Below are 19,510 nucleotides of genomic sequence, written 5' to 3'. Positions count from 1 at the left end.
GACGGATCCGTGGTGGTACGCCACCACGGACGGCGGGCAGCGGTGTTGCGGGGCGGCCGGGCCGAGCAAGCGACGAGCCGCGAAGGGCAGGTCAACCCAGACGGGCGATGGTCTCGACAGCCCACTCTTCGGCGGCGTCGCGGAACCCGCTGCCGGCCCAGAGGTTGATGCCGTCGGGGTCGTTGCTGGCGGCGCGTCGGATGCCGCCGGTCAAGGTGTTGACGGCGGGGTACTCGGCCACCGCGGCATCGGAGAACCTATCGGTGAACCGGTTGCGCAGTGCGCGGGCCGGCCGGCCGCTGAATGCCCACGTGACCACGGTCTCGGTGCGTTCCGCATCGGCGAGGGCTGCCGCGTGGGCGGGCTTGGTGCCCGCCTCGGGGGTTCGCAACAGGACGGTACCGACCTGCACCGCAACGGGTCCCAGCGATCGGATTTCCTCGGCGCGCGCCGCGGTCGAGATGCCGCCCGCCGCGACGATCGGCAGTTCCACCCGATCGGCGACCTCGCCGATCAACTCATCGAGCGGCAGCGTGGGAGGTGTGGTCCGACGGTCGAAGACCGACCGATGACCACCGGCGTCCGGCCCCTGCACGCAGAGCCAGTCGGCGCCGGCCTGCCGCGCGGTTTCGGCGTCGGTGGCCGTGGTGACCGTGACCCCGACGCTGCACCCGTGCCGGTGCAGTTCGGCGAAGATGTCGGGCCTCGGACAGCCGAAAGCAAAAGAGACGAGTGGGATCCGCTCGTCGCACATCAATCGGACCTTGGCGTCGAAGTGATCGTCGTCCTCGCCCAGGTCGTCGACTTCGGGGAGTACCACGCCCAGATTTCGCGCATACGGGACGAGCTCGGCGCGGTAGCGAGCGAGGTCGTCACGGTTCACCGGCTCCGACTCCGGGACGAAGATGTTGACGCCGAAGGACTCCGCGCCCGCGGCCCGCACGGCCGCGATGTCGGCGCGCACCTTGTCGGGGGTCAGGTAACCGGCGGCGAGCTGGCCGACGCCGCCGGCCGAAGCCGCCGCCACCACCAGATCCGGGGTGGTCGGCCCACCGGCCATGGGGGCGGCGACAACACGGCGGGAGAGCTCACGGAGATCGAACATTCAGGCCTTGTCTTTCGCCGCGCGGACGGCGGTGAACTGCGAAAGTCGCGCGTCCGCCACCGAATCCATCTGCTCGAGCTCCATCCCCTTGGTCTCCTCGACCTTCCGGAACACGTAGAAGAACGACGCCGCGGCGCAGAAGGCGAAGAACCCGTAAATGATTCCCAGGCCGACGGCTTCGGTCATCGGCGGGAACAGCATCGAGATGGTGAAGTTCGCGATCCAGTTCACCGCCGTGCAGACGCCCAGGGCGACACCGCGAATCCGGTTGGGGAACATCTCCCCCAGCATCACCCACATCACCGGGCCCCAGGTCGCCGCGAAGGCGACCACGAAGAGGTTGGCGCCAATCAGTGCGACCACACCCCAGGGGTCGGGTAGCGAGATGTTCTCGCCCTCACCGACTTGCTGTGTGAACGCGATACACGCCATGAGCAGACCGATGAACATGCCCACCGAACCGCCGAGCAGCAGCCTCCGCCGTCCGAGTCGGTCGACGAACAAGATCGCCACGAAGGTCATCACGACGTTGATGACCGCGGTGATCACCGACGTCTTGAACGAGTCGGCCTCGGAGAAGCCGACGGACTGCCACAGGGTCGTCGAGTAGTAGAAGATCGCGTTGATACCAACGAACTGCTGGAAGATGGCCAGCCAGATCCCCACCCAGACGAGTGGGTGGAGCCCGAACGACGGTCCCGAGATGTCCTTGATCGACGACTTCGCTTCACGCTTGACCGTCAGTTTGATTTCTTTGACCCGCTCGAGGGGGTTCTCCTCGCCGGTCACCTCTTGCAGGATCCGCGCCGCCTCGGCGTCGCGGTTGCGGCCCACCAGGTATCGCGGTGACTCCGGGATCAGCAGCGCCAGCACGCCGTAGACGATGGCGGGCACGACGCCCACGAGGAACATCCATCGCCACGCTTCCAGGCCCCACCAGAAGTCGTTCGACGCGCCGCCGGCACTGTCGGCGAGCAAGGCGTCGGAGAGCAGGGCCGAGAAGATGCCCAAAGTGATCGCGAGCTGCTGCATCGAGGCGAGCGCTCCGCGATAGCGGGCCGGGGCGATCTCAGAGATGTAGGCAGGCGCGATGACCGAGGCGATGCCGATGCCGATGCCGCCGAGGACACGCCACACCAGCAGGTCGGGAATCGTCTGGGTGAAACCTGTCCCGATCGCCGAGATGATGAAAAGCGCCGAGCCGAGCAGCATCACACGCTTGCGTCCCCAGACGTCGGCCAGCCGACCGGCGAACCATGCGCCCAGCGCACAGCCGAGCAACGCGATGGCAACGGCGAAGCCGGTCATCAGCTTGCCCAGCCCGAAATCCGCTTCGATCGAATCGACCGCGCCGTTGACGACGGAACTGTCGAAACCGAACAGGAATCCACCGACCGCGGCGGCGACCGTGACCCCGATGACTTTCGCCGTGTGCTGTTCGGCGACCTGCCGCTCCGCGTCGGTCATGACGCCGTCCAGACCGTTGAAGGAGTCCACCGCAGAATGTGTGTCATGTCCGTGACCTCGCTGTCCGGTTGCATGGACGCCGGGTAATCGACGTGGCGATCAATCTACTCGCGTGAGCCGCCGAGCCTGACGCTATCGGACACAGCCGGGTGGGCATCGCAGGTACGCGAAGGCGGTGTCGTGTCGGACCGCCGCGGTAGGCGACGCTCCGTGCGGCGGGTCAGGCGGTTTCCCAGACACCGGGATTCGCCCGGATCCGGAATCCGGATGCGATCACCTCTGCCAGCGGGGCGGGTCGTCCGAAGTGGTATCCCTGCGCGAGGTCGCAGCCGACCTCGGCGACGGTGGCGGCCTGTGACTCCGTCTCCACTCCCTCGGCGACCACCCGCATCCCGGCGGCGTGCGCCATGGTCACGATGCCGGCGAGGATCGACTTGGCGCTGGGGTGCTCGTCGAGTGCATCGACGAAGGACTTCGCGGTCTTCAGCACACTGACCGGTAGGCGGTAGAACTCGCTGAGCGACGACGCGCCGGTGCCGAAGTCGTCGAGCGACACGTGTGTCCCGAGATCGCGCACGTTCCGTAAGAGGGCGAGCAGGTCCCCGTCGAGTGGGTCGAGTGCGCTCTCGGTGATCTCCAGGCAGAATGCGGCGGGGTCCATGCCCGACCGGGCCATCGTGTCCCGGAGGCGGTTCGGGAACTGTCCGTTGGTGAGTTCCCGTCGGGAGACGTTGATGCAGAGCATCACCCGACGCAGTTCGGGGACGGCGGCCACCTCGGCGGCCGCGGTCTCCAGAACGTAGTTGCCGACTCGGTCGATGAGGTTGGATCCTTCGGCGAGCGGGATGAATTCGGTCGGTGAGATGGAACCCAGCTCCGGGTGGTGCCAGCGCAGAAGGCTTTCCAGACCCACCAGAGTGCCGTCGACGGTCGAGACGATGGGTTGGTAGTGGATCTCGAGCTGATCGGTGTCGGAGTCGAGGACGCGTCGCAGTTCCTCTTCGATGCGCTGCCGACGCTGGAGTTCTTCCCGGTGCTGCGTCTGGAAGCGGACGTAGCGGGCGCGAGAAGCCTTGCGTGCCTGGTACAGGGCGATGTCGGCGTCGCGCAGCAGGTCGGTGGCGGTGTACTCGTCCCCGGCCTTGACCGTCGCCACGCCGATGCTCGCCTCCACCTTGAGCGGCTCCGAACGGGTACTCACCGCGATCGGCTCGTACACCGTCCCGCGGATCTTGTCGATCTGGTGCTCGATCTCCTCGGCCGAACAAGCGATTCCGAGGGTGGCGACGAGGACGAACTCGTCGCCCCCGATCCGGCCCACAGCGGCCTCATCGGGAGTCGCCGCCGCCAACCGTTGTGCGACAGTGTGCAACACCTCGTCGCCGACGGCATGGCCGAGCGAGTCGTTGACCAGCTTGAAGTTGTCGAGGTCGATGTAGAAGATCGCGACGCAGCAGGCGTCGTGCTCGTCGCCGAGGCCTGCCATGTGCGACTCGAGCTCGCGGATGATCCCGGAGCGGTTGTAGAGGCCGGTCAACGGGTCATGCACTGCCTCCCACGCCAACTGGGTGCGTTCCCGATGGCGGTCGGTGATGTCGGCGAACGACACCAGGACGACCATGCCGGCGCCGTCGTCGTCGATCGGCCGGCAGCTGCACGACAACCAGCGCTCCCCGGTGGGCGTGGTGATCGTCGCGGTCGTGTCGGTGACGACCTCGCCGGTGCGCAGGCACTGTGCGATTGGTGATTCGTCGCCCGCGAAGACCAGGGGCAGACGGTGGACGCTGGCACCGGGGATCGCCTCGGTGCCGAGCATTGTTCCCGCGGCCGGGTTGGCGAGTTCGATGTCGCCGTCCTCGCGGACGACGATGACCGCCTGGTGCAGCGCGGCGAGGATCGTTCCCAGCCGTTCGATGAGGGGGCGCCGGGTGGGTTCGGCGACGATGAGGAATCCATCGTCCATGGTCGTCACCGACGTGTGAGCGAGAAACGACCGTCCGTTGTCGGACCGCCGGTGCAGCTGGTCGACGGTCCCGCCCAGCGACACCGCCGCGTGCGGGTCGACGTGTGCTCCGACGACCTCGTCGAGACTTCGGCCGATTGCCTCCGACGCGCGCCTGCCGTACATCTGTTCCGCGGCCGGATTCCACGAACTCACCGTCATGTGGTCGTCGACGGCGATCACCGCGTTGCTCACGTGGTCGAGGAGCGCCGCCTGCCGGCGCAAGGCCGACTCGATCGCCTTCTGTGCGGTGATGTCTCGCAGGATCACCTGATACGCCGGCAGGTCGTGCCACAGGGTGCGCACCGAGGTCACCTCCATGGGGCGGGTGACTCCGTGCGCGTCGACCATGACAACTTCCTCGGGCACAGTCGATGCGCCGGCCTCGTCGCCCATGCCGATGATCCGTTCGATCATCTGCGGAAGCTCGTCGGGATGCACGAAGTCGGCGATCGACCGACCGAGCATCGCGTCGCGTTCGTCGACGCGAGCGAACGCGAGGGCGGCCGAGTTCACGTAGACGATCAGGCCGTCCTGATGCACCGCGATGGCGTCCGGGCTCAATTCGAGGAGTAGGCGATAGCGCTCGGCGACGGCGGCGTCGCTGAGGCGCGCCATCGGCTCGGCGTCCGGCGCGACGAGTCCGGGCCGGCCATCACCGTCGGGCCTTGGTCGTCCCACCGCGTCACCCCCTCGAGCCGTCATCCCCCGCCGCCCATCCTCCCCCACACGGCTTCGAAAAGGGGCGCTGCGGGATGCAAGAGTGCGCCAATCGGGAAATCGGTCTCTGAATACCCGCGTGAACTGGTCAAATGTCGGGTTTGCGCGGGATCCTGAGGGCGGGTGGCCCACCTGGGCGGCCGCGATGGGCCCCAATCCATCGCATATCGCACAGAAAGTTCATGATCATGACGATTCAGCGCACCACCATCTCTGGCCTGGGAGCCGTGAGCGGCTACGGCTGGGGCCGCGATGCTCTCTGGAACGGTCTCGTGTCCGGGAAATCGGCGGCCGCATTGCACCGCGGCTTCGGATTCACCGGCGCGCAGGCAACCGACACCCGGGCACCCGGGGTTGCCGGTGAGTCCAACTCGGACGAACCAGGGTGGATCGTGCGGGTGCCCGATGGCGGCGACCCGGCCGATGGACGCACGCGATTCTCGCGCGCGATGCGTGCCGCGGCGCGTGAAGCCATCGACGATGCCATGGCGCGGGGTTGGAAGCCGGGCGCACGGGTGGGACTCGTGCACGCCTGTGTGCTCGGGGACCTCGACATGTATCCGATGGTGACCTCGGGGGTCGGCCGATACTCCGGGCGGCAGTACCTCTCGGTGACCCCGTCGACGCCGGTCTCCCTGCTCATGCAGGAGTACGGATTTCATGGACCCGCGATCAACGTGTCGGCGATGTGCACCTCGGGGTCGGCGGCCATCGTCACCGCGAAGTCATGGCTCGACTCCGACCTCGTCGACGACGTCGTCGTGGTGGCCACCGATCTGTCGGCCAGACCCGAGGTGGTCGCCATGTTCGTACAGCTCGGTGTCGCCATCACCGACACCGATGCACTCAACGCGTGCCGCCCTTTCCAGGAGGGCAGCCGTGGATTCACCTTCGGGGAGGCGGCCATCGCGTTCACGATGACCAACCGTCCCGGCGACGGCTACGCGGATGTGCTGGGCGGCGCGATGTCCCACGACGCTTTTCACGTCACCTCCATCGATCCGGAGTTGACCAGTGTGCGGTCGTGTGTGGAGCAGGCGCTCGCGATGTCCGGCGTCGACGGCGAGAGCATCCGGTACCTCAACGCGCACGGCCCGGGAACCCGCCAGTGTGATCGCGCCGAGGCCGCGATCGCCGAGACCATGCTGCTCAACGCCGAGGTGTTCTCGGTGAAGCCGCTGGCCGGGCATTGTCAGGGCGCTGCCGGGGCCGTCGAACTCGCCGCATCGCTGCTCGGTTACGAGCGGGGCGAGATCCCGGCGACCCCGCGGACCACCGACGCGATCATTCCGCAATTGCTGGACGGGCGTACCGATCTGGACGACGGGCTGACCCTCAAGACCTCCCTCGGAATGGGGGGACACAACGCGGCGGTCGTGCTCGCGCCCCATGCGTGAGTGTCCCGACGACCCGTGTCGACCGCGATGCGGCCCCGGCTGGGGCCGCATCGCACCGGGGTAGCGCCCCCGGGGGACCCTCCGTATGGAACGGTTCGAGGTGATAAAACGTCCGGAAAGTCGGACTCCGCTGCGGATTGTCGCGTCGCGCCTCACAATTCAGCAATGAGCAATGACCCGAATCCTCCGGTGGCCGACTCGACTCGGACCGATCCACCGCCGACGTCGGGGACCCGTCGTGCGCTGACGCTGTTCCTCAACTCTCCGTTCGCCGGTATGTCCCCGTGGATCCTGATGGCGCTGCTCGCCGGCCCCGGCCGATTCGAGGAGGCCGCGGCGGCGGCATTCGTGCTGTCGCTCCTGCTTGTGATCGGCGGCCACAAACGGGGCACGAACGTCAAACTCCTCGAAGTCTTCGACGTCACGTACTTCGGCTCGATGGCGCTCATCGCGCTGTTCGCTTCCGACGGCGTGATCAACTGGCTGGAGCGTTGGGGTGGGGAGATGACCAACATCGCGTTGGTGGTCTTCGCGCTCGGGTCGATCCTCATCCGTCAACCGTTCACGCTGCAGTACGCGCGGGAGACCACCGAGAAGGAATTCTGGGACAGCCCGCTGTTCATCCACATCAACTACGTCATCACCTGGGCGTGGGTGGGCGGATTCGGCGTCGCCGCGATCTCCGGCGCGTTCGGCGATCTGGTGCTCGACGACCCGAACAACTTCTGGACCGGATGGATCATCCAGATCGGCGGCACGATCTTCGCGATCGCGTTCACCGAGTTCTATCCCGACTTCGCGACCTACCGGGCTGCGGTTCGGGAGGGCTGGGCGACCGATGAGAAGCCGGAGAGCATCCTGCACCTCTTCGGCTGGGTGCCGATCTACGTTCTAGCGATCGGCATCACCGGACTCGTCACCGACTCGCTCGGCACCGTCGCCGGTGTCGTCCTGATCATCGTCGGGGTCATCGCGATCAACATTTTCAAGAGGATGACCGCTGCCATGGATGCACGGTTGGAGGCGGCGGGAGGGTCGGCCGCCGGCTGAACTGTGACGCCCGATCGCTCGATCGGTAGGGTCGAGGTCATGAAACTGGACGGCATAGGAATCTGGAGTTCACCGCTACGGTACGGAGACACCGGCGAGGCTGCCGAAGCCGCGGCCGAACTCGACGAACTGGGTTACTCAGCCCTCTGGATCCCCGATGTGGGAGGCCCGGTCCTCGATTCCGTCGAGAATTTGCTCGGCGCCACGCGCCGTGCCGTCATCGCCACCGGAATTCTGAACATGTGGATGCACGAGCCGCACGATGTCGCGACCGCGCACGCACGCCTCACCGAACGATTCGGTTCGCGCTTCCTCCTCGGCCTCGGGATCAGCCACGCACCGCTGATCGACGCGCAGGAAGCCGGGCGCTACAAGAAGCCGCTGGCGACCACGAAGGCGTTTCTCGACGGTCTGGACGACGCACCCCAGCCGGTGCCGGCCGATGCGCGGGTGCTGGCCGCCCTCGGACCGAAGATGCTCCAGCTGTCGGCCGACCGAACTGCGGGCGCCCACCCGTACCTGGTCACACCGGACCACACCGAGATCGCCCGCGAAGCCCTCGGTGACGGACCGCTGCTGGCGCCGGAGCAGACCGCGATCTTCGCCGCCGACCGCGACGAGGCCCGCTCGATCGGCACGAAGTGGCTCTCGGGTTACCTCGCGATGCCCAACTACGCCAACAACCTTCGCCGCCTCGGGTTCTCCGAGGACGACCTGACCTCGGTGAGCGATCGACTCTTCGACGCCTTGATCGTCTGGGGTGACGACACCGCGATCCTGAAGCGGATCGACGAGCATCGTGCGGCCGGCGCGGATCACGTCTGCGTACAGGTTCTGCAGGCCGATCACCGCGGCTTCCCGCGGGAGCAGTGGCGCCGCCTCGCGGCAGCCCTGAGCTGATTTTCTGCTCCCTGAGGTGTGGGGAGCGATAGTGATCGCCGTTCTGCTCCCTGAGGTGTGGGGAGCGATAGTGATCGCAGTTCTGCTCCCTGAGGTGTGAGGAGCGTTGGCGATCGCCGTTTTGCTCCCTGAGGTGTGAGGAGCGTTGGCGATCGCCGTTTTGCTCCCTGAGGTGTGAGGAGCGATAGCGACGAGCCTCGAAGGGCTTCGCAAGGTATCTCACCAAGCCCTTCGAGGCTCGCTTCGCTCGCACCTCAGGGAGCAGGGGGTCGGTTCGCTCGCACCTCAGGAAAGACGACGCGCGCGAATACCTACGGGATGTCCCGCCGTCGGAATCCGATGAACCCGAGCGCCACGAGGGCCACCGCGACGACGCCCACCCAGCCCAGCCCCCACCAATCTGGCTGGGCCGCAGACACATCCGGCACATGGTGGAACGGGCTGAATCCCAGGGCCCAGTCCGGGAGTTTGAAGCTCGGGCCCAGGATCGTCAACACGAACGACACCAGGACGCCCAACCAGATCGCGGGCCGCATACGGGGCCGGGTGCCGATGACGGCGACCGCGATCCCGACGACGGCCCAGACCGCGGGGATCGTGGCAATCGACTGGACGAACACGTCGCCGAAACCGATGTCGAGATCTGCTGTCGAGGCGAAGGCGCCGATGACCAGCCCGGCAACTGTGACGAGCGCGGCGGGGACCACGAGGGCGACCCCGGTTGTAGCGCCGAAATACCGTGGCCGGTTGACGGCGGTGGCGAGCACCGCTTCGGCCCGGTCCTCGAGTTCTTCGGTACGGATGCGGTTCACGATCTGTACCCCGGCAACGGACGCGATGATCCCCACGAGGCCGAGAATCGTCGTGACGAAGGCCGACACCAAGTCTGCGGGTGACGCTGCGCCGGAGGCGAAGATCTGGGCCATCGCCGGGTTGTCGGTCAGGAGACTGCGAACCGACCGGGTGAAGTAACCGAAGATGACGCCGAGCCCGACGAAGGCGAGTGCCCACGAGAGGATCGGTGCGTGGTTGAGCCGGACTGCCAGCGCCTGCGACGAGCCGACGCGGCCTCGGGACGGACCCGGCCGGGCCGCAACGAGTCCTTGACCGAAGTCGCGTGCGCGTTGCAGTGCGAAAGCAGCAGCACCGACGACCATCACGAAGGCCACCGCGATCAGCAACGGCCACCAGTGATCTCCGGTCGCCGGGCGGGTTTCCTGAACCCACCCCAACGGATTGATCCACGTGGTCCACGCCGGTGCATTCACCGAGAACAGAAAGCCCCGCAGCACGAACAGCACGCCGAGGAGCGATACGGCTATCGTCGTGGCGGCCCGCGCGTCTGAGCCCACCTGGGCACTCACCGCCGCCACGGCACCGAACATCCAGCCGGTGACCGTGAACCCGGCTCCCAGCAACAGCGACGATTGCCAGCCCCCGCCGCACAACGCCGTCACCAGGCCGGCCACCACGCCGATGACGATGCAGCACACACCGGCCATGATCAACGCGGTCGACAGTCGTGCAGCACGTCCGAGGACCCCCGCCGCGAGAAGTTCGGCCTGACCGGAGTCCTCCTGTCCACGAGCGGCCCTGACCACGATGAAGATCGCGCCGAGGGCAGCGATGAACCCGCCGAGCGCGAGGCTGCGCCATGCGACGAAACCATCGACGGTGGACAGGTCGTACGCAGGCCCGAAGATCAGTCCGAGTGCGGGATTCGAGCCGATCGTGGCGGCGAAGGCGGCGCGTTCCGCGGCGTCGGGAAAGAGCAGCGGATAGGCGATGACCGACGACGCGGCGAGGGCGGTCGGCAGCACGATCCACGGCGCGAAGCTGCGCCCCTCGTGGTGCAGCGAGGCCCGCAGCAGCGGGGCGGTGCCGATCGTCGACGCCGTCATGACCTCACCGCTCGCCCGCGGGAAGGTCGTCCCGCTCGTACAACGACAGGAAGAGACTCTCCAACGACGGCGGCTCGACTGTCAGAGAACGCAGGCCGCACGACGACAGCACCGTCATGACCCGACCGATCTGGGCCGAGTCCACGGTCGCGGTGAGACGGTGCCTGCCGGACTCGAGGTCGTGGAGATCGAGGTCATGCACGTCGGCGTCGCGCAGCTGCGCCAGGCGATCTGGACCCAATGCCGAATCCAGCTCGGCGCGAACGGAAGTGCGGGTGTGTCCGCGCAGCTCGGCCAAGGTGCCGGTCGCGACGACGGCCCCGTCGCGGATGATGCTGAGCCGGTCTGCCAGGGTCTCGGCCTCGGCGAGGATGTGACTCGACAACAGCACAGTGGTACCTCGGGCGGTCGCCTCACCCACGACCTCCTGGAAGACGTTCTCCATCAACGGGTCCAGCCCGGATGTCGGCTCGTCGAGGATGAGCAACTCGACATCGGAGGCCAGGGCCGCCACGATCGCGACCTTCTGCCGGTTCCCCTTGGAGTACTGCCGTCCGCGCTTGGTCGTGTCGAGTTCGAACCTGGAGACGAGGTCGGCGCGGCGCTCTTCGTCGAGTCCGCCCCGCATCGAGCCCAGGAGGTCGATCATCTCGCCGCCGGTCATCGTCGGCCACAGCGCGACATCGCCGGGCACGTACGCCAACCGGCGGTGCAGCTCCACGACATCACGCCACGGATCACCGCCCAGGAGACGGACCTCTCCCCCGTCGGCGCGCAGCAAGCCCAGGAGGACCCGGATCGTGGTCGATTTGCCTGCGCCGTTGGGGCCGAGGAAGCCGTGGACCTCGCCGCGCGCGACCTGGAGGTCGAGTCCACGAAGCGCTTCGAACTTGCCGAATGATTTGCGCAGGCCCCGGACATCGATGGCGGGATCGGCCTCCCGACGGTTCTCGGAACGTTCGACGCTCATGGCGTACCTCCGGCTCGACACGACCAGACGATCGTTCCACAGCGACAGATGGGACGGAGGAGGTTTCAACGCCGACGCCGACGGGGCACCCTGCCGCATGGCGATCAAGAAGAACGACACCGTGCGCTGGAACACCTCTCAGGGCGAGACCGAGGGCACCGCGGAGGAGAAGCGCACCAAGGATTTCACCTTCGAGGGACAGAAGTTCAAGGCCAGCGAGGACGAGCCGTACTGGATCGTCAAGTCGTCGAAGACGGGCTCGAAGGCCGCCCACAAGGAGTCGTCCCTCTCGAAGAAGTAGCCGGCCGGCACCGGTTCTGCCGGTCCCGTCCCCGTCACTCCCATACCTAGTGCTGCTATGCTCCTAGCAGTTCTAGGCATAGGAGTTCTATGTATATCGAGAAAGATCTGGTGGCCGCATCCGCCACCCCGCTGGTGCTCGGGATCCTCGCCGAGGGCGAGTCCTATGGCTACGCGATCCTCAAGCGCGTCCGCGAGATGTCCGGTGGTCGGATGGAGTGGACCGACGGGATGCTCTATCCACTCCTGCACCGACTCGAACGTGCTGGGCACGTCGAGGCGACCTGGGGCAAGGCCGACACCGGCCGACGACGCAAGCACTACACGATCACACCCGCGGGGTTGGCCGCGCTCGCCGAGCGGCGGTCGCAGTGGGAAGTCGTGGCCGACGCGCTCGACCAGGTGTGGCGGACGGTCGCCCTGCCGCCCACGGCGGAGGGCCTGGCGTGAACGCGGAGACCGAACTCGAGAACCAGATCGACCGGTGGCGCGGGTATGTCCTGCGCCACCAGGCGATCGCCACCACCGATGCCGACGAGATGGAAGACCACCTGCGCGGTCAGATCGCCGACCTCGCCGCCGGCGGTCTCGACGACGACGAAGCGTTCCTGGTGGCCGTGAAGCGAATGGGACGCGTCGATGCGCTGTCCCACGAGTTCGCCCGCGAGCATTCCGACAGATTGTGGAAACAGCTGGTCCTGACCGCGGAACCCAGCGGGGACCTGGGCCGTCGGCGCCACGAACTCGGCGTCGTGATCGCTCTCGTCGTGGCTGCGGCCGCGACGGTCCGCGTCGCCTTCGAGGTGATGCCCGAATGGGTTCTCATCCGCAATGCGACGCTGCTGGTGTTGCCGTTCCTGGCGGTCTACTTCGCCTGGAAACGTCGCATCTCGACGCGAACGGCGCTCGGGGTGACTGCCGCGTTCATCGTGACCGGCGTGCTCGTCAACGTGTACCCGTTCGTCGACGACGGGGCCACCCAGGCCATCGTCGCGATCCACGCACCGATCGTCCTGTGGTTCCTGATGGGGGTGACCTATGTCGGCGGCCACTGGAGGTCGGGACCACGGCGTATGGATTTCATCCGATTCACCGGCGAATGGGTCGTGTACGCAACGCTTCTCGGGCTCGGGGCGGGCGTTCTCACCGGCCTGACCGCCGGGGCCTTCGGTGCGCTCGACATCAACGTCGACACCGTGATCACCCAGTGGTTGGCGCCGATCGCCGCGACCGGCATCGTGCTGCTGGCGGCGTGGCTCGTCGAGGCGAAACAGAGCGTCGTCGAGAACATCGCACCGGTGCTCACCAAAGTCTTCACACCGGTCACCGCGGTGATGCTCATCGTGTTGTTGGTGGCGATGGTGACCAGTGGTGACGTCGTCGACGTCGACCGTGAGTTGCTGATCCTGGTCGACCTGATCCTCGTCGTGGTTCTCGGCCTGTTGCTGTACGCGATCTCGGCGCGCGATCCGCACCTGCGCCCCGAGCTCTTCGACCGTCTACAACTGGTGCTGGTCGTGACCGCACTCGCAGTCGACGCGGTCATGCTGACGATCATGGCCTCGCGCATCGCGGAGTTCGGCCTCACCGCCAACAAGACGGTGGCCCTGGGTCTCAATCTCGTTCTGCTGGTGAACCTGTCGTGGGCGGCCTATCTGCTCCTCGGCTTCGTGCGTCGACGTCGCGGGTTCGACGCCACCGAGCGATGGCAGACCGACTACCTCCCGGTGTTCGCGCTCTGGGCGGCTGCGGTCGTCGTCGCGGTGCCGGCGATGTTCGATTTCGCCTGACGGCATACGCCCAGACGGCATACAGAACGCCGACGATTCGGCCGGCGCCGGGAGCGAAGCGAGCGGGCCGAAGGGATGCGCCGCGTGGGGAGCGAAGCGAGCGGGCCGAATGAACTGCCGCCGCGTAGACTCCGCGACCATGGCGATCGTCAACCGAGGGTTTGTGGGGCGCCGCGACCGCGATGCGCGGCGTCTCCCACCCGGTCAGTACACGACACTCGATTTCCCGGTGCTGTCCTCGGAGCCAACACCCGCGGTCGCCCCGGAGGGCTGGATGCTGGCTGTACAGTCGGCAGACCACCGGGCGGCCACGTTCACGTGGGAGCAGTTCCGCGATCTGCCCCACGACGACATCACCACCGACATCCACTGCGTCACACGGTGGTCGAAATTCGACACGCGTTGGCGTGGAGTCTCGTTCGACACGCTGCTGCAGGCGCTCCCGTGGGAACCGGCACCGTTCGTGATGGCACACTGCCACGGCGGATACACCGCCAACGTGCCATTGGCCGACCTCGTCGACGGCCGGGGCTGGATCGCCGACACCTATGACGGCGAGCCACTCGCCGCCGAGCACGGCGGCCCGGCCCGGCTCCTGGTACCGCATCTGTACTTCTGGAAGAGCGCCAAATGGGTTCGGCGGCTTCGCTTCATGGCCGAGGATGCACCCGGTTTCTGGGAGGAGCGCGGATACCACATGTACGGCGACCCCTGGCGCGAGCAGCGCTACTCGTGACGACCTGGCATCTCACGACGGTCACCTCGGTCGTCGACATCACCCCGACCGCACGCACGCTTCGCCTCGCACTCCCCGAGGCCATCCACGCACTGCCCGGTCAGCATGTCGACATCCGGTTGACCGCCGAGGACGGTTACTCCACCGCACGCGCCTACTCGCTGTCCGACGTCCGCGAGACGCGCTCGGTCGAGGTCACCGTCGAGCGACTCGAGGATGGTGAGGTGTCGCCATACCTCGTCGACGTCGTCGAACCCGGCGATCCGCTGGAGATCAGTGATCCGCACGGATTCTGGTTCACCTGGCCGTCCGGAGACGACCGTCCCGTCCAGCTGATCGGCGGCGGTTCCGGTATCGCGCCTCTCATGTCGATGATCCGCAGCCGCGAGGTCGAGGCCCCGCAGACGCCGTTCTCACTCGTGTATTCGGTCCGCAGTCCCGAACGCGTCTACTACGAGGACGAACTGCGGCAACTGATCGAGCACCGTCGCATGGACGTTCACCTGATCCACACCCGCGTCGGGCCCGACGAGACCCGGCCGGCCGGGCGCCTCACCGCCGACGAGCTCGCCGGACTCACGCTCGACCCCGCGACCTCGCCCACGGTGTTCATCTGTGGTCCGAACCGCTTCGTCGAGAACTGCGCCCAGTGGATGGTCGAGGCCGGACACGATCGAAACCGCATCCGAACGGAGCGGTTCGGGGAGTGATCCCCGAGGTGCTTCGCCGAATTTCCCGAGCAAGTGCTTGATTGGGAAGTAGCGTATCGGCATGACCTCTGCGTACGACTTCACTGCCACGGGCATCGACGGCAAACCCGTCGATCTCTCGGAATTCCAGGGCAGTCCCCTGCTCATCGTGAACACCGCCTCGCAGTGCGGATTCACCCCGCAATACCGCGGCCTGGAGGCCCTGCACCGGGATTACGCCGACAAGGGGCTGCGCGTACTCGGCTTCCCGTGCGACCAGTTCGGGCACCAGGAGCCGGGTGACGAAGAGGAGATCAAGAACTTCTGCTCGCTGACCTACGACGTCACCTTTCCGATGTTCGCGAAGGTCGACGTCAACGGTCCCGAGGCCCATCCGCTCTTCGCCTGGTTGCGAGACCAGAAGTCCGGGGTGCTGGGTGGCCGCATCAAGTGGAACTTCACCAAATTCCTGATCGGGCGTGACGGGTCGGTCGTCGCCCGGTACGCCCCGACCACCAAGCCGGAGAAGCTCGCCGGGTCCATCGAAGAACAGCTGTGACGACATGGGTACACCTGCGAACACCGACAATTCCATCAGCCGCTCCGGTTCGTTCGTGCGCATCACCGTCGCCTACGTCGCGGCCTTCGCCGTCGCCGCAGCCTGGCTGATCTGGGGCCCGGCCACCGCTCACCTGTGGCTCGACACCTTGATCGCGGACCTGCTGGCCACGCTGGTGATCTTCGCGTTCAGCCGGTACTACGGGAATTCCAGCTTCTACGACGCCTACTGGAGTGTCGTGCCGCCCGCACTCTTCCTCTACTGGTGGGCGGCGGGCGACGCCGGGATCGGTGCCGTGCACTGCTGGGTCATCGCGATCGTCATCGGCGCGTGGGCCATTCGACTCACCGCCAACTGGGCGATCGGCTGGCCGGGTCTCCAGCACGAGGACTGGCGCTATCCCATGCTGAAGGCCGGCGCCGGCCGCGCCGAACTGCCCGTCGACCTGATGGCGATTCACGTCTTCCCCACCATCCAGGTGTTCCTCGGCATGATCCCGATCTACGTCGCGGTCACCGACACCGGCGGCGTCCTGGCATGGCTGACCGCCATTGCGGCCGCCGTCGGACTCGCCGCCACGGTGCTCGAGTATGTCGCCGACGGACAGCTGCGGCGCTTCGCCGCCCAACGGACGCCGGGCGCCGTCCTCGATACCGGGGTGTGGGCGTGGTCGCGCCACCCGAACTATTTCGGCGAGGTCATGTTCTGGGTGTCCATGGCCCTGTTCGGGCTCGCCGCCTCACCTGGTGACTGGTGGTGGCTGTTCGTGGGCGCGGTGCTGATGCTCGCGATGTTCCTCGGCGCGAGCATTCCCATGATGGAGAAGCGGAGTCTCGAGCGACGGCCCGGCTACCAGGACGTCGTCGACCGGGTGCCCCGCTTCGTCCCGCGGCCGCCGCGCTCGGCTGCGCATCCACCGGATCAGGTCACTGCGTGAGCCGACCCCGCGTTGTGGTCGCCGGTCTCGGTGACTCCGGGTTGCTGACCGCGATCCACCTCGCTCGGCATGCCGACGTCGTGGGCATCTCGTCGAAGCCGGGACTGGTGAGCGGGCAGGAACTCGGCCTCCGGATCAGCCGGCCCGATGCGTGGGCGCGCGACTACCGGATTCCGTTCGGGCGCTTCCGCAGACTCGACGGCATCCGGACCGTACACGGGACGCTGACGGGCGCCGATCTCGACAACCGCACCGTCACCGTGGTCGACGCCGTCGGAGCCGAAAGCGTCGAGGGCTTTGACGCCCTGGTCATCTCGACCGGCGTCCGGAACGGGTTCTGGCGACAACCGGGATTGCAGTCGGCAGCCGATGTCGACGCCGAGTTGTGGTCGGCGCACACGCGGTTCGCCGACGCCGCCACCATCGCGGTGATCGGCGGCGGCGCGGCCGCAGTGAGCGCCGCCGCCAACCTGGCGCGGACATGGCCGGACAAACAGATCGACCTGTACCACCCCGGCGAACGTGCCCTGCCACAGCATCATCCGCGGACGTGGGCCACCGTTCTCGCCCGACTGCGTCGGCTCGGTGTCGGTGTTCACGGCGGCCACCGCGCCGTCGTGCCCGTCGGATTCGCCTGTGACGAGATCACGCCGGGACCGGTGAGCTTCTCGACCGGGCAGCCGGCGGTCGAGGCCAATGCTGTCTTGTGGGCAGTCGGCCGGGTTGCGCCGAACACGGGGTGGCTTCCGCCGGATGTCCTCGACCCGTCTGGCTTCGTCCGGGTGACTGAGGAATTGCGTGTGCCCGGTGTCGATTCCGTGTACGCGGTGGGCGACGTCGCGGCGACCGACGACCTCCGCAGCTCGGCTCGCAATCGTGCCGACCGTCTGCTCGCCCATAACATCCGCGCCGATCTCGCCGGCCGCCCGGACCGGGCGAGGCGCTACGCTCCCCCACGACGTCGATGGGGTTCGGTGTTGGGCGTCCAGGCCGACGGTCTGCAGGTGTTCGCGCCCAACGGACGTCCGTTCCGGTTTCCGGCGTGGTCGGTCGACACCATCCTGCAGCCGTGGATCGTCCGTCGCGGCATCTACGGCGGGATCCGGAAGCCGGAGTGAACGTGGCGCCTTTCCCGGCGGGCTGGTCGCCGTCCGCGCCTACACTCGGCGCATGAGCAACGAACCGTTCTCTGCCAATCCATCCGGACAGCCGCCGACGCCGGCGGGACCGGGACAGCCGCCGTCAGGTGCGTACCCGCCGGGAGCGGTACCGCCCGTGGCTCCGGCGCCGGGAACCACCCCGCCGGCCACCTCGTATCCCGGCGAGACCCCCGGTGCGGTGCCGCCGGACGGGTCGACGACCGAGGGCGCGCCGATCAAACCCACGGCCGGTGAACGCGCCAACGCCGTCGTCAAGAAGGTGGTGATCGGCCTCGTCATCGCCGCGCTGCTCGTCGTCACCTACTTCATCCTCGAGGCGTTCCTGCCACGCTGGTGGGCCGGTCAGATCGGACGCCGCGTCGAGGGTTCGTTCAGCCGCGGGATCGCCACCGGACTGGTCCTGGGAATCGTCTGCACGTTCGTGCCCGTGCTGTTCTTCACGTTGTCGTTCGTCAACCGCGGTCGGATGAAGAACGTCCCGACCATCGCCTTCGCGGTGCTCGGCGTGATCGTCGCGATCCCCAACCTGCTCACCCTCACCGTGGTCGCCGGCGGCGGCAACGGCGCGCATGCCGGTGAACGGATCTTCGACGTCGACGCCCCGGGATTCCGGGCTGCGACCGCCTGGGGCGTGATCGTCGGTGTGGTTCTGGCGATCGGCGTCGGCTACTTCACCTGGCGCTACCGGCGCCGCGGCGAGCAGCTCCGAGAGATCAAGCACCCCACAACAGATCGGAAATGACCACATGACCGAGCAGCGGATAGTCGTGGACATCGACGACGCGGGCGTCGCGACCGCGACGCTCAACCGAGCCGACAAGCACAACGCGCTCGACCCCGCGATGTTCGCCGCCCTCATCGACGTGACCGGCGCCCTGGCCGCCGACAAGCGCGTCCGGGCCGTGGTCGTGCACGGTTCGGGCAAGAGTTTCTGTTCCGGCCTGGACGTGTCGAGTCTGGGCCAGGGCGGTGGCGTGAACTCGCTTCTGGAGCGCGAACCGGGCGTGCTCGGCAACCACGCGCAACGGGTGTCGTTGGACTGGGGCCGGATTCCGGCGCCGGTGATCGCGGCCATCACCGGCAACTGCTTCGGCGGTGGCCTGCAGATCGCGCTGGGTGCCGACATCCGCTATTCGACCGCTGATGCGCGACTGTCCATCATGGAGGTCAAGTGGGGTCTCGTGCCCGACATGGGCATCACCCAGACGCTGCCTCGACTCGTGTCCGCGGATGTGGCCAAAGAACTCACGTTCACCGGGCGCATCATCGACGGTGCGGAGGCGCACCGGATCGGGCTGGTCACCCGCGTCGTCGACGACCCGCTCTCCGCCGCACTCGATCTCGCGCATGAAATCGCGTCGAAGTCGCCGCATGCGGTTCGTGCCGCCAAGCGCCTGTACGACGAATCGTGGGCGGGCTCGGATCCGGTTGCGGCGTTGATGTTGGAGAGCGAACTCCAGGTCGGTCTGATGGGGTCGCCGAACCAGATGGAGGCGGTCCAGGCTGGGATGGCACGACGCGAGCCGAGCTTCGCCGACCCGGAGTGAGCGGCTGGCCATCGCGGCTCGTCGCTTGCGCTCCACGCACCTGGAGAATCTGCGGCCTGGCGGCCGTCGTGGAGAAAGAACACTCGTGAGCGTCTGGATTTCATGCTCCCTGAGGTGCGAGCGCAGCGAGCCACGAAGGGTGTAGCAACGTGTCTCACCGAGCCCTTCGTGGGGGGGGGGGGGGGGGCCCCCCCCCCCCCGGCGCCGCGGGGTTGGGGTTGGTGGGGGGAGGGGGCGGGATGGCGGGGGTTGCTGGTTCGGGGGGGGCCCGCCCCGCCAA

Annotated in this window: 18 protein-coding genes; 13 read left to right on the top strand and 5 right to left on the bottom strand. The window is 67.3% G+C overall.

Annotated elements, in window-relative coordinates; genetic code table 11:
- Window positions 1–91: 91 nt before the first annotated feature.
- From ACFW3F_RS24020 to ACFW3F_RS24010, 3 genes are all read right to left on the bottom strand, one after another.
- On the bottom strand, window positions 92–1,105 hold the full coding sequence (locus tag ACFW3F_RS24020) for a nitronate monooxygenase (protein WP_388061965.1): 1,014 nt from the start codon (window positions 1,103–1,105) through the stop codon (window positions 92–94).
- Window positions 1,106–2,572, bottom strand: coding sequence for a sugar porter family MFS transporter (locus ACFW3F_RS24015; protein WP_388061969.1), 1,467 nt, complete (start codon window positions 2,570–2,572; stop codon window positions 1,106–1,108).
- 220 nt (window positions 2,573–2,792) lie between these two features.
- Window positions 2,793–5,279 (bottom strand): EAL domain-containing protein, encoded by a 2,487-nt coding sequence (locus ACFW3F_RS24010; protein ID WP_388061963.1) that lies wholly within the window; start codon window positions 5,277–5,279, stop codon window positions 2,793–2,795.
- Window positions 5,280–5,482: 203 nt separating this feature from the next.
- Here ACFW3F_RS24010 and ACFW3F_RS24005 point away from each other — a divergent pair, with 203 nt between their 5' ends.
- The 3 genes from ACFW3F_RS24005 to ACFW3F_RS23995 all read left to right on the top strand — a co-directional run bounded on the left by ACFW3F_RS24005 (window position 5,483) and on the right by ACFW3F_RS23995 (window position 8,641).
- Entirely contained in the window at window positions 5,483–6,691 is a 1,209-nt protein-coding gene (locus ACFW3F_RS24005; protein WP_388061961.1) for a beta-ketoacyl synthase N-terminal-like domain-containing protein, read from the top strand.
- A 165-nt stretch (window positions 6,692–6,856) separates the two neighbouring features.
- Window positions 6,857–7,741, top strand: coding sequence for a hypothetical protein (locus ACFW3F_RS24000; RefSeq protein WP_388061959.1), 885 nt, complete (start codon window positions 6,857–6,859; stop codon window positions 7,739–7,741).
- A 39-nt stretch (window positions 7,742–7,780) separates the two neighbouring features.
- Window positions 7,781–8,641 (top strand): LLM class F420-dependent oxidoreductase, encoded by an 861-nt coding sequence (locus tag ACFW3F_RS23995; RefSeq protein WP_388061957.1) that lies wholly within the window; start codon window positions 7,781–7,783, stop codon window positions 8,639–8,641.
- 311 nt (window positions 8,642–8,952) lie between these two features.
- Here ACFW3F_RS23995 and ACFW3F_RS23990 read toward each other — a convergent pair whose 3' ends face one another.
- Window positions 8,953–10,542: an ABC transporter permease gene (locus ACFW3F_RS23990; RefSeq protein WP_388061955.1), complete on the bottom strand. Its 1,590-nt coding sequence runs from the start codon at window positions 10,540–10,542 to the stop codon at window positions 8,953–8,955.
- Window positions 10,543–10,546: 4 nt separating this feature from the next.
- Window positions 10,547–11,512 carry an ABC transporter ATP-binding protein gene (locus ACFW3F_RS23985; RefSeq protein WP_388061953.1) on the bottom strand — a complete coding sequence of 322 codons (966 nt, stop codon included), beginning with the start codon at window positions 11,510–11,512 and terminating at the stop codon, window positions 10,547–10,549.
- A 97-nt stretch (window positions 11,513–11,609) separates the two neighbouring features.
- Here ACFW3F_RS23985 and ACFW3F_RS23980 point away from each other — a divergent pair, with 97 nt between their 5' ends.
- The 10 genes from ACFW3F_RS23980 (at window position 11,610) to ACFW3F_RS23935 (ending at window position 19,230) form a co-directional block, all read left to right on the top strand.
- On the top strand, window positions 11,610–11,813 hold the full coding sequence (locus tag ACFW3F_RS23980) for a DUF2945 domain-containing protein (protein WP_388061951.1): 204 nt from the start codon (window positions 11,610–11,612) through the stop codon (window positions 11,811–11,813).
- Window positions 11,814–11,902: 89 nt separating this feature from the next.
- The gene (locus tag ACFW3F_RS23975; protein WP_388061949.1) at window positions 11,903–12,262 is read left to right on the top strand and encodes a PadR family transcriptional regulator; all 360 of its coding nucleotides are present in this window, start codon (window positions 11,903–11,905) and stop codon (window positions 12,260–12,262) included.
- The gene (locus tag ACFW3F_RS23970) at window positions 12,259–13,602 is read left to right on the top strand and encodes a permease prefix domain 1-containing protein (protein ID WP_388061947.1); all 1,344 of its coding nucleotides are present in this window, start codon (window positions 12,259–12,261) and stop codon (window positions 13,600–13,602) included. Before ACFW3F_RS23975 ends, ACFW3F_RS23970 begins: the two co-directional genes overlap by 4 nt.
- Before the next feature lie 139 nt (window positions 13,603–13,741).
- Window positions 13,742–14,338 carry a sulfite oxidase-like oxidoreductase gene (locus ACFW3F_RS23965; RefSeq protein WP_388061945.1) on the top strand — a complete coding sequence of 199 codons (597 nt, stop codon included), beginning with the start codon at window positions 13,742–13,744 and terminating at the stop codon, window positions 14,336–14,338.
- Window positions 14,335–15,048: a ferredoxin reductase gene (locus tag ACFW3F_RS23960; RefSeq protein ID WP_388061943.1), complete on the top strand. Its 714-nt coding sequence runs from the start codon at window positions 14,335–14,337 to the stop codon at window positions 15,046–15,048. Before ACFW3F_RS23965 ends, ACFW3F_RS23960 begins: the two co-directional genes overlap by 4 nt.
- A gap of 61 nt (window positions 15,049–15,109) precedes the next feature.
- Window positions 15,110–15,586 carry a glutathione peroxidase gene (locus tag ACFW3F_RS23955; RefSeq protein ID WP_388061941.1) on the top strand — a complete coding sequence of 159 codons (477 nt, stop codon included), beginning with the start codon at window positions 15,110–15,112 and terminating at the stop codon, window positions 15,584–15,586.
- 4 nt (window positions 15,587–15,590) lie between these two features.
- Complete coding sequence (locus ACFW3F_RS23950) at window positions 15,591–16,523, top strand: DUF1295 domain-containing protein (RefSeq protein WP_388061939.1); 933 nt, start codon at window positions 15,591–15,593, stop codon at window positions 16,521–16,523.
- On the top strand, window positions 16,520–17,641 hold the full coding sequence (locus ACFW3F_RS23945; RefSeq protein WP_388061937.1) for an FAD-dependent oxidoreductase: 1,122 nt from the start codon (window positions 16,520–16,522) through the stop codon (window positions 17,639–17,641). The genes ACFW3F_RS23950 and ACFW3F_RS23945 overlap by 4 nt, the downstream gene beginning before the upstream one ends.
- 52 nt (window positions 17,642–17,693) lie before the next feature.
- Window positions 17,694–18,425 carry a hypothetical protein gene (locus ACFW3F_RS23940; RefSeq protein WP_388061935.1) on the top strand — a complete coding sequence of 244 codons (732 nt, stop codon included), beginning with the start codon at window positions 17,694–17,696 and terminating at the stop codon, window positions 18,423–18,425.
- Window positions 18,426–18,429: 4 nt separating this feature from the next.
- The gene (locus tag ACFW3F_RS23935) at window positions 18,430–19,230 is read left to right on the top strand and encodes a crotonase/enoyl-CoA hydratase family protein (RefSeq protein WP_388061933.1); all 801 of its coding nucleotides are present in this window, start codon (window positions 18,430–18,432) and stop codon (window positions 19,228–19,230) included.
- Window positions 19,231–19,510: the final 280 nt, after the last annotated feature.

Origin of the sequence: Gordonia sp. NPDC058843, from assembly GCF_042743165.1 — a bacterium.
Lineage (GTDB): Bacteria > Actinomycetota > Actinomycetes > Mycobacteriales > Mycobacteriaceae > Gordonia.
This window is presented reverse-complemented; position numbering and strand designations above follow the sequence as displayed.

Excerpts from the sequence above, each read along its gene's own strand:
- ACFW3F_RS23985 (WP_388061953.1), bottom strand. The coding sequence starts at position 11,512 with ATGAGCGTCGAACGTTCCGAGAACCGTCGGGAGGCCGATCCCGCCATC.
- ACFW3F_RS23935 (WP_388061933.1), top strand. The coding sequence starts at position 18,430 with ATGACCGAGCAGCGGATAGTCGTGGACATCGACGACGCGGGCGTCGCG.
- ACFW3F_RS23940 (WP_388061935.1), top strand. The coding sequence starts at position 17,694 with ATGAGCAACGAACCGTTCTCTGCCAATCCATCCGGACAGCCGCCGACG.
- ACFW3F_RS23990 (WP_388061955.1), bottom strand. The coding sequence starts at position 10,542 with ATGACGGCGTCGACGATCGGCACCGCCCCGCTGCTGCGGGCCTCGCTG.
- ACFW3F_RS23965 (WP_388061945.1), top strand. The coding sequence starts at position 13,742 with ATGGCGATCGTCAACCGAGGGTTTGTGGGGCGCCGCGACCGCGATGCG.
- ACFW3F_RS23950 (WP_388061939.1), top strand. The coding sequence starts at position 15,591 with ATGGGTACACCTGCGAACACCGACAATTCCATCAGCCGCTCCGGTTCG.
- ACFW3F_RS24000 (WP_388061959.1), top strand. The coding sequence starts at position 6,857 with ATGAGCAATGACCCGAATCCTCCGGTGGCCGACTCGACTCGGACCGAT.
- ACFW3F_RS23995 (WP_388061957.1), top strand. The coding sequence starts at position 7,781 with ATGAAACTGGACGGCATAGGAATCTGGAGTTCACCGCTACGGTACGGA.
- ACFW3F_RS24005 (WP_388061961.1), top strand. The coding sequence starts at position 5,483 with ATGACGATTCAGCGCACCACCATCTCTGGCCTGGGAGCCGTGAGCGGC.
- ACFW3F_RS23975 (WP_388061949.1), top strand. The coding sequence starts at position 11,903 with ATGTATATCGAGAAAGATCTGGTGGCCGCATCCGCCACCCCGCTGGTG.
- ACFW3F_RS23955 (WP_388061941.1), top strand. The coding sequence starts at position 15,110 with ATGACCTCTGCGTACGACTTCACTGCCACGGGCATCGACGGCAAACCC.
- ACFW3F_RS24010 (WP_388061963.1), bottom strand. The coding sequence starts at position 5,279 with ATGACGGCTCGAGGGGGTGACGCGGTGGGACGACCAAGGCCCGACGGT.
- ACFW3F_RS23980 (WP_388061951.1), top strand. The coding sequence starts at position 11,610 with ATGGCGATCAAGAAGAACGACACCGTGCGCTGGAACACCTCTCAGGGC.
- ACFW3F_RS24020 (WP_388061965.1), bottom strand. The coding sequence starts at position 1,105 with ATGTTCGATCTCCGTGAGCTCTCCCGCCGTGTTGTCGCCGCCCCCATG.
- ACFW3F_RS24015 (WP_388061969.1), bottom strand. The coding sequence starts at position 2,572 with ATGACCGACGCGGAGCGGCAGGTCGCCGAACAGCACACGGCGAAAGTC.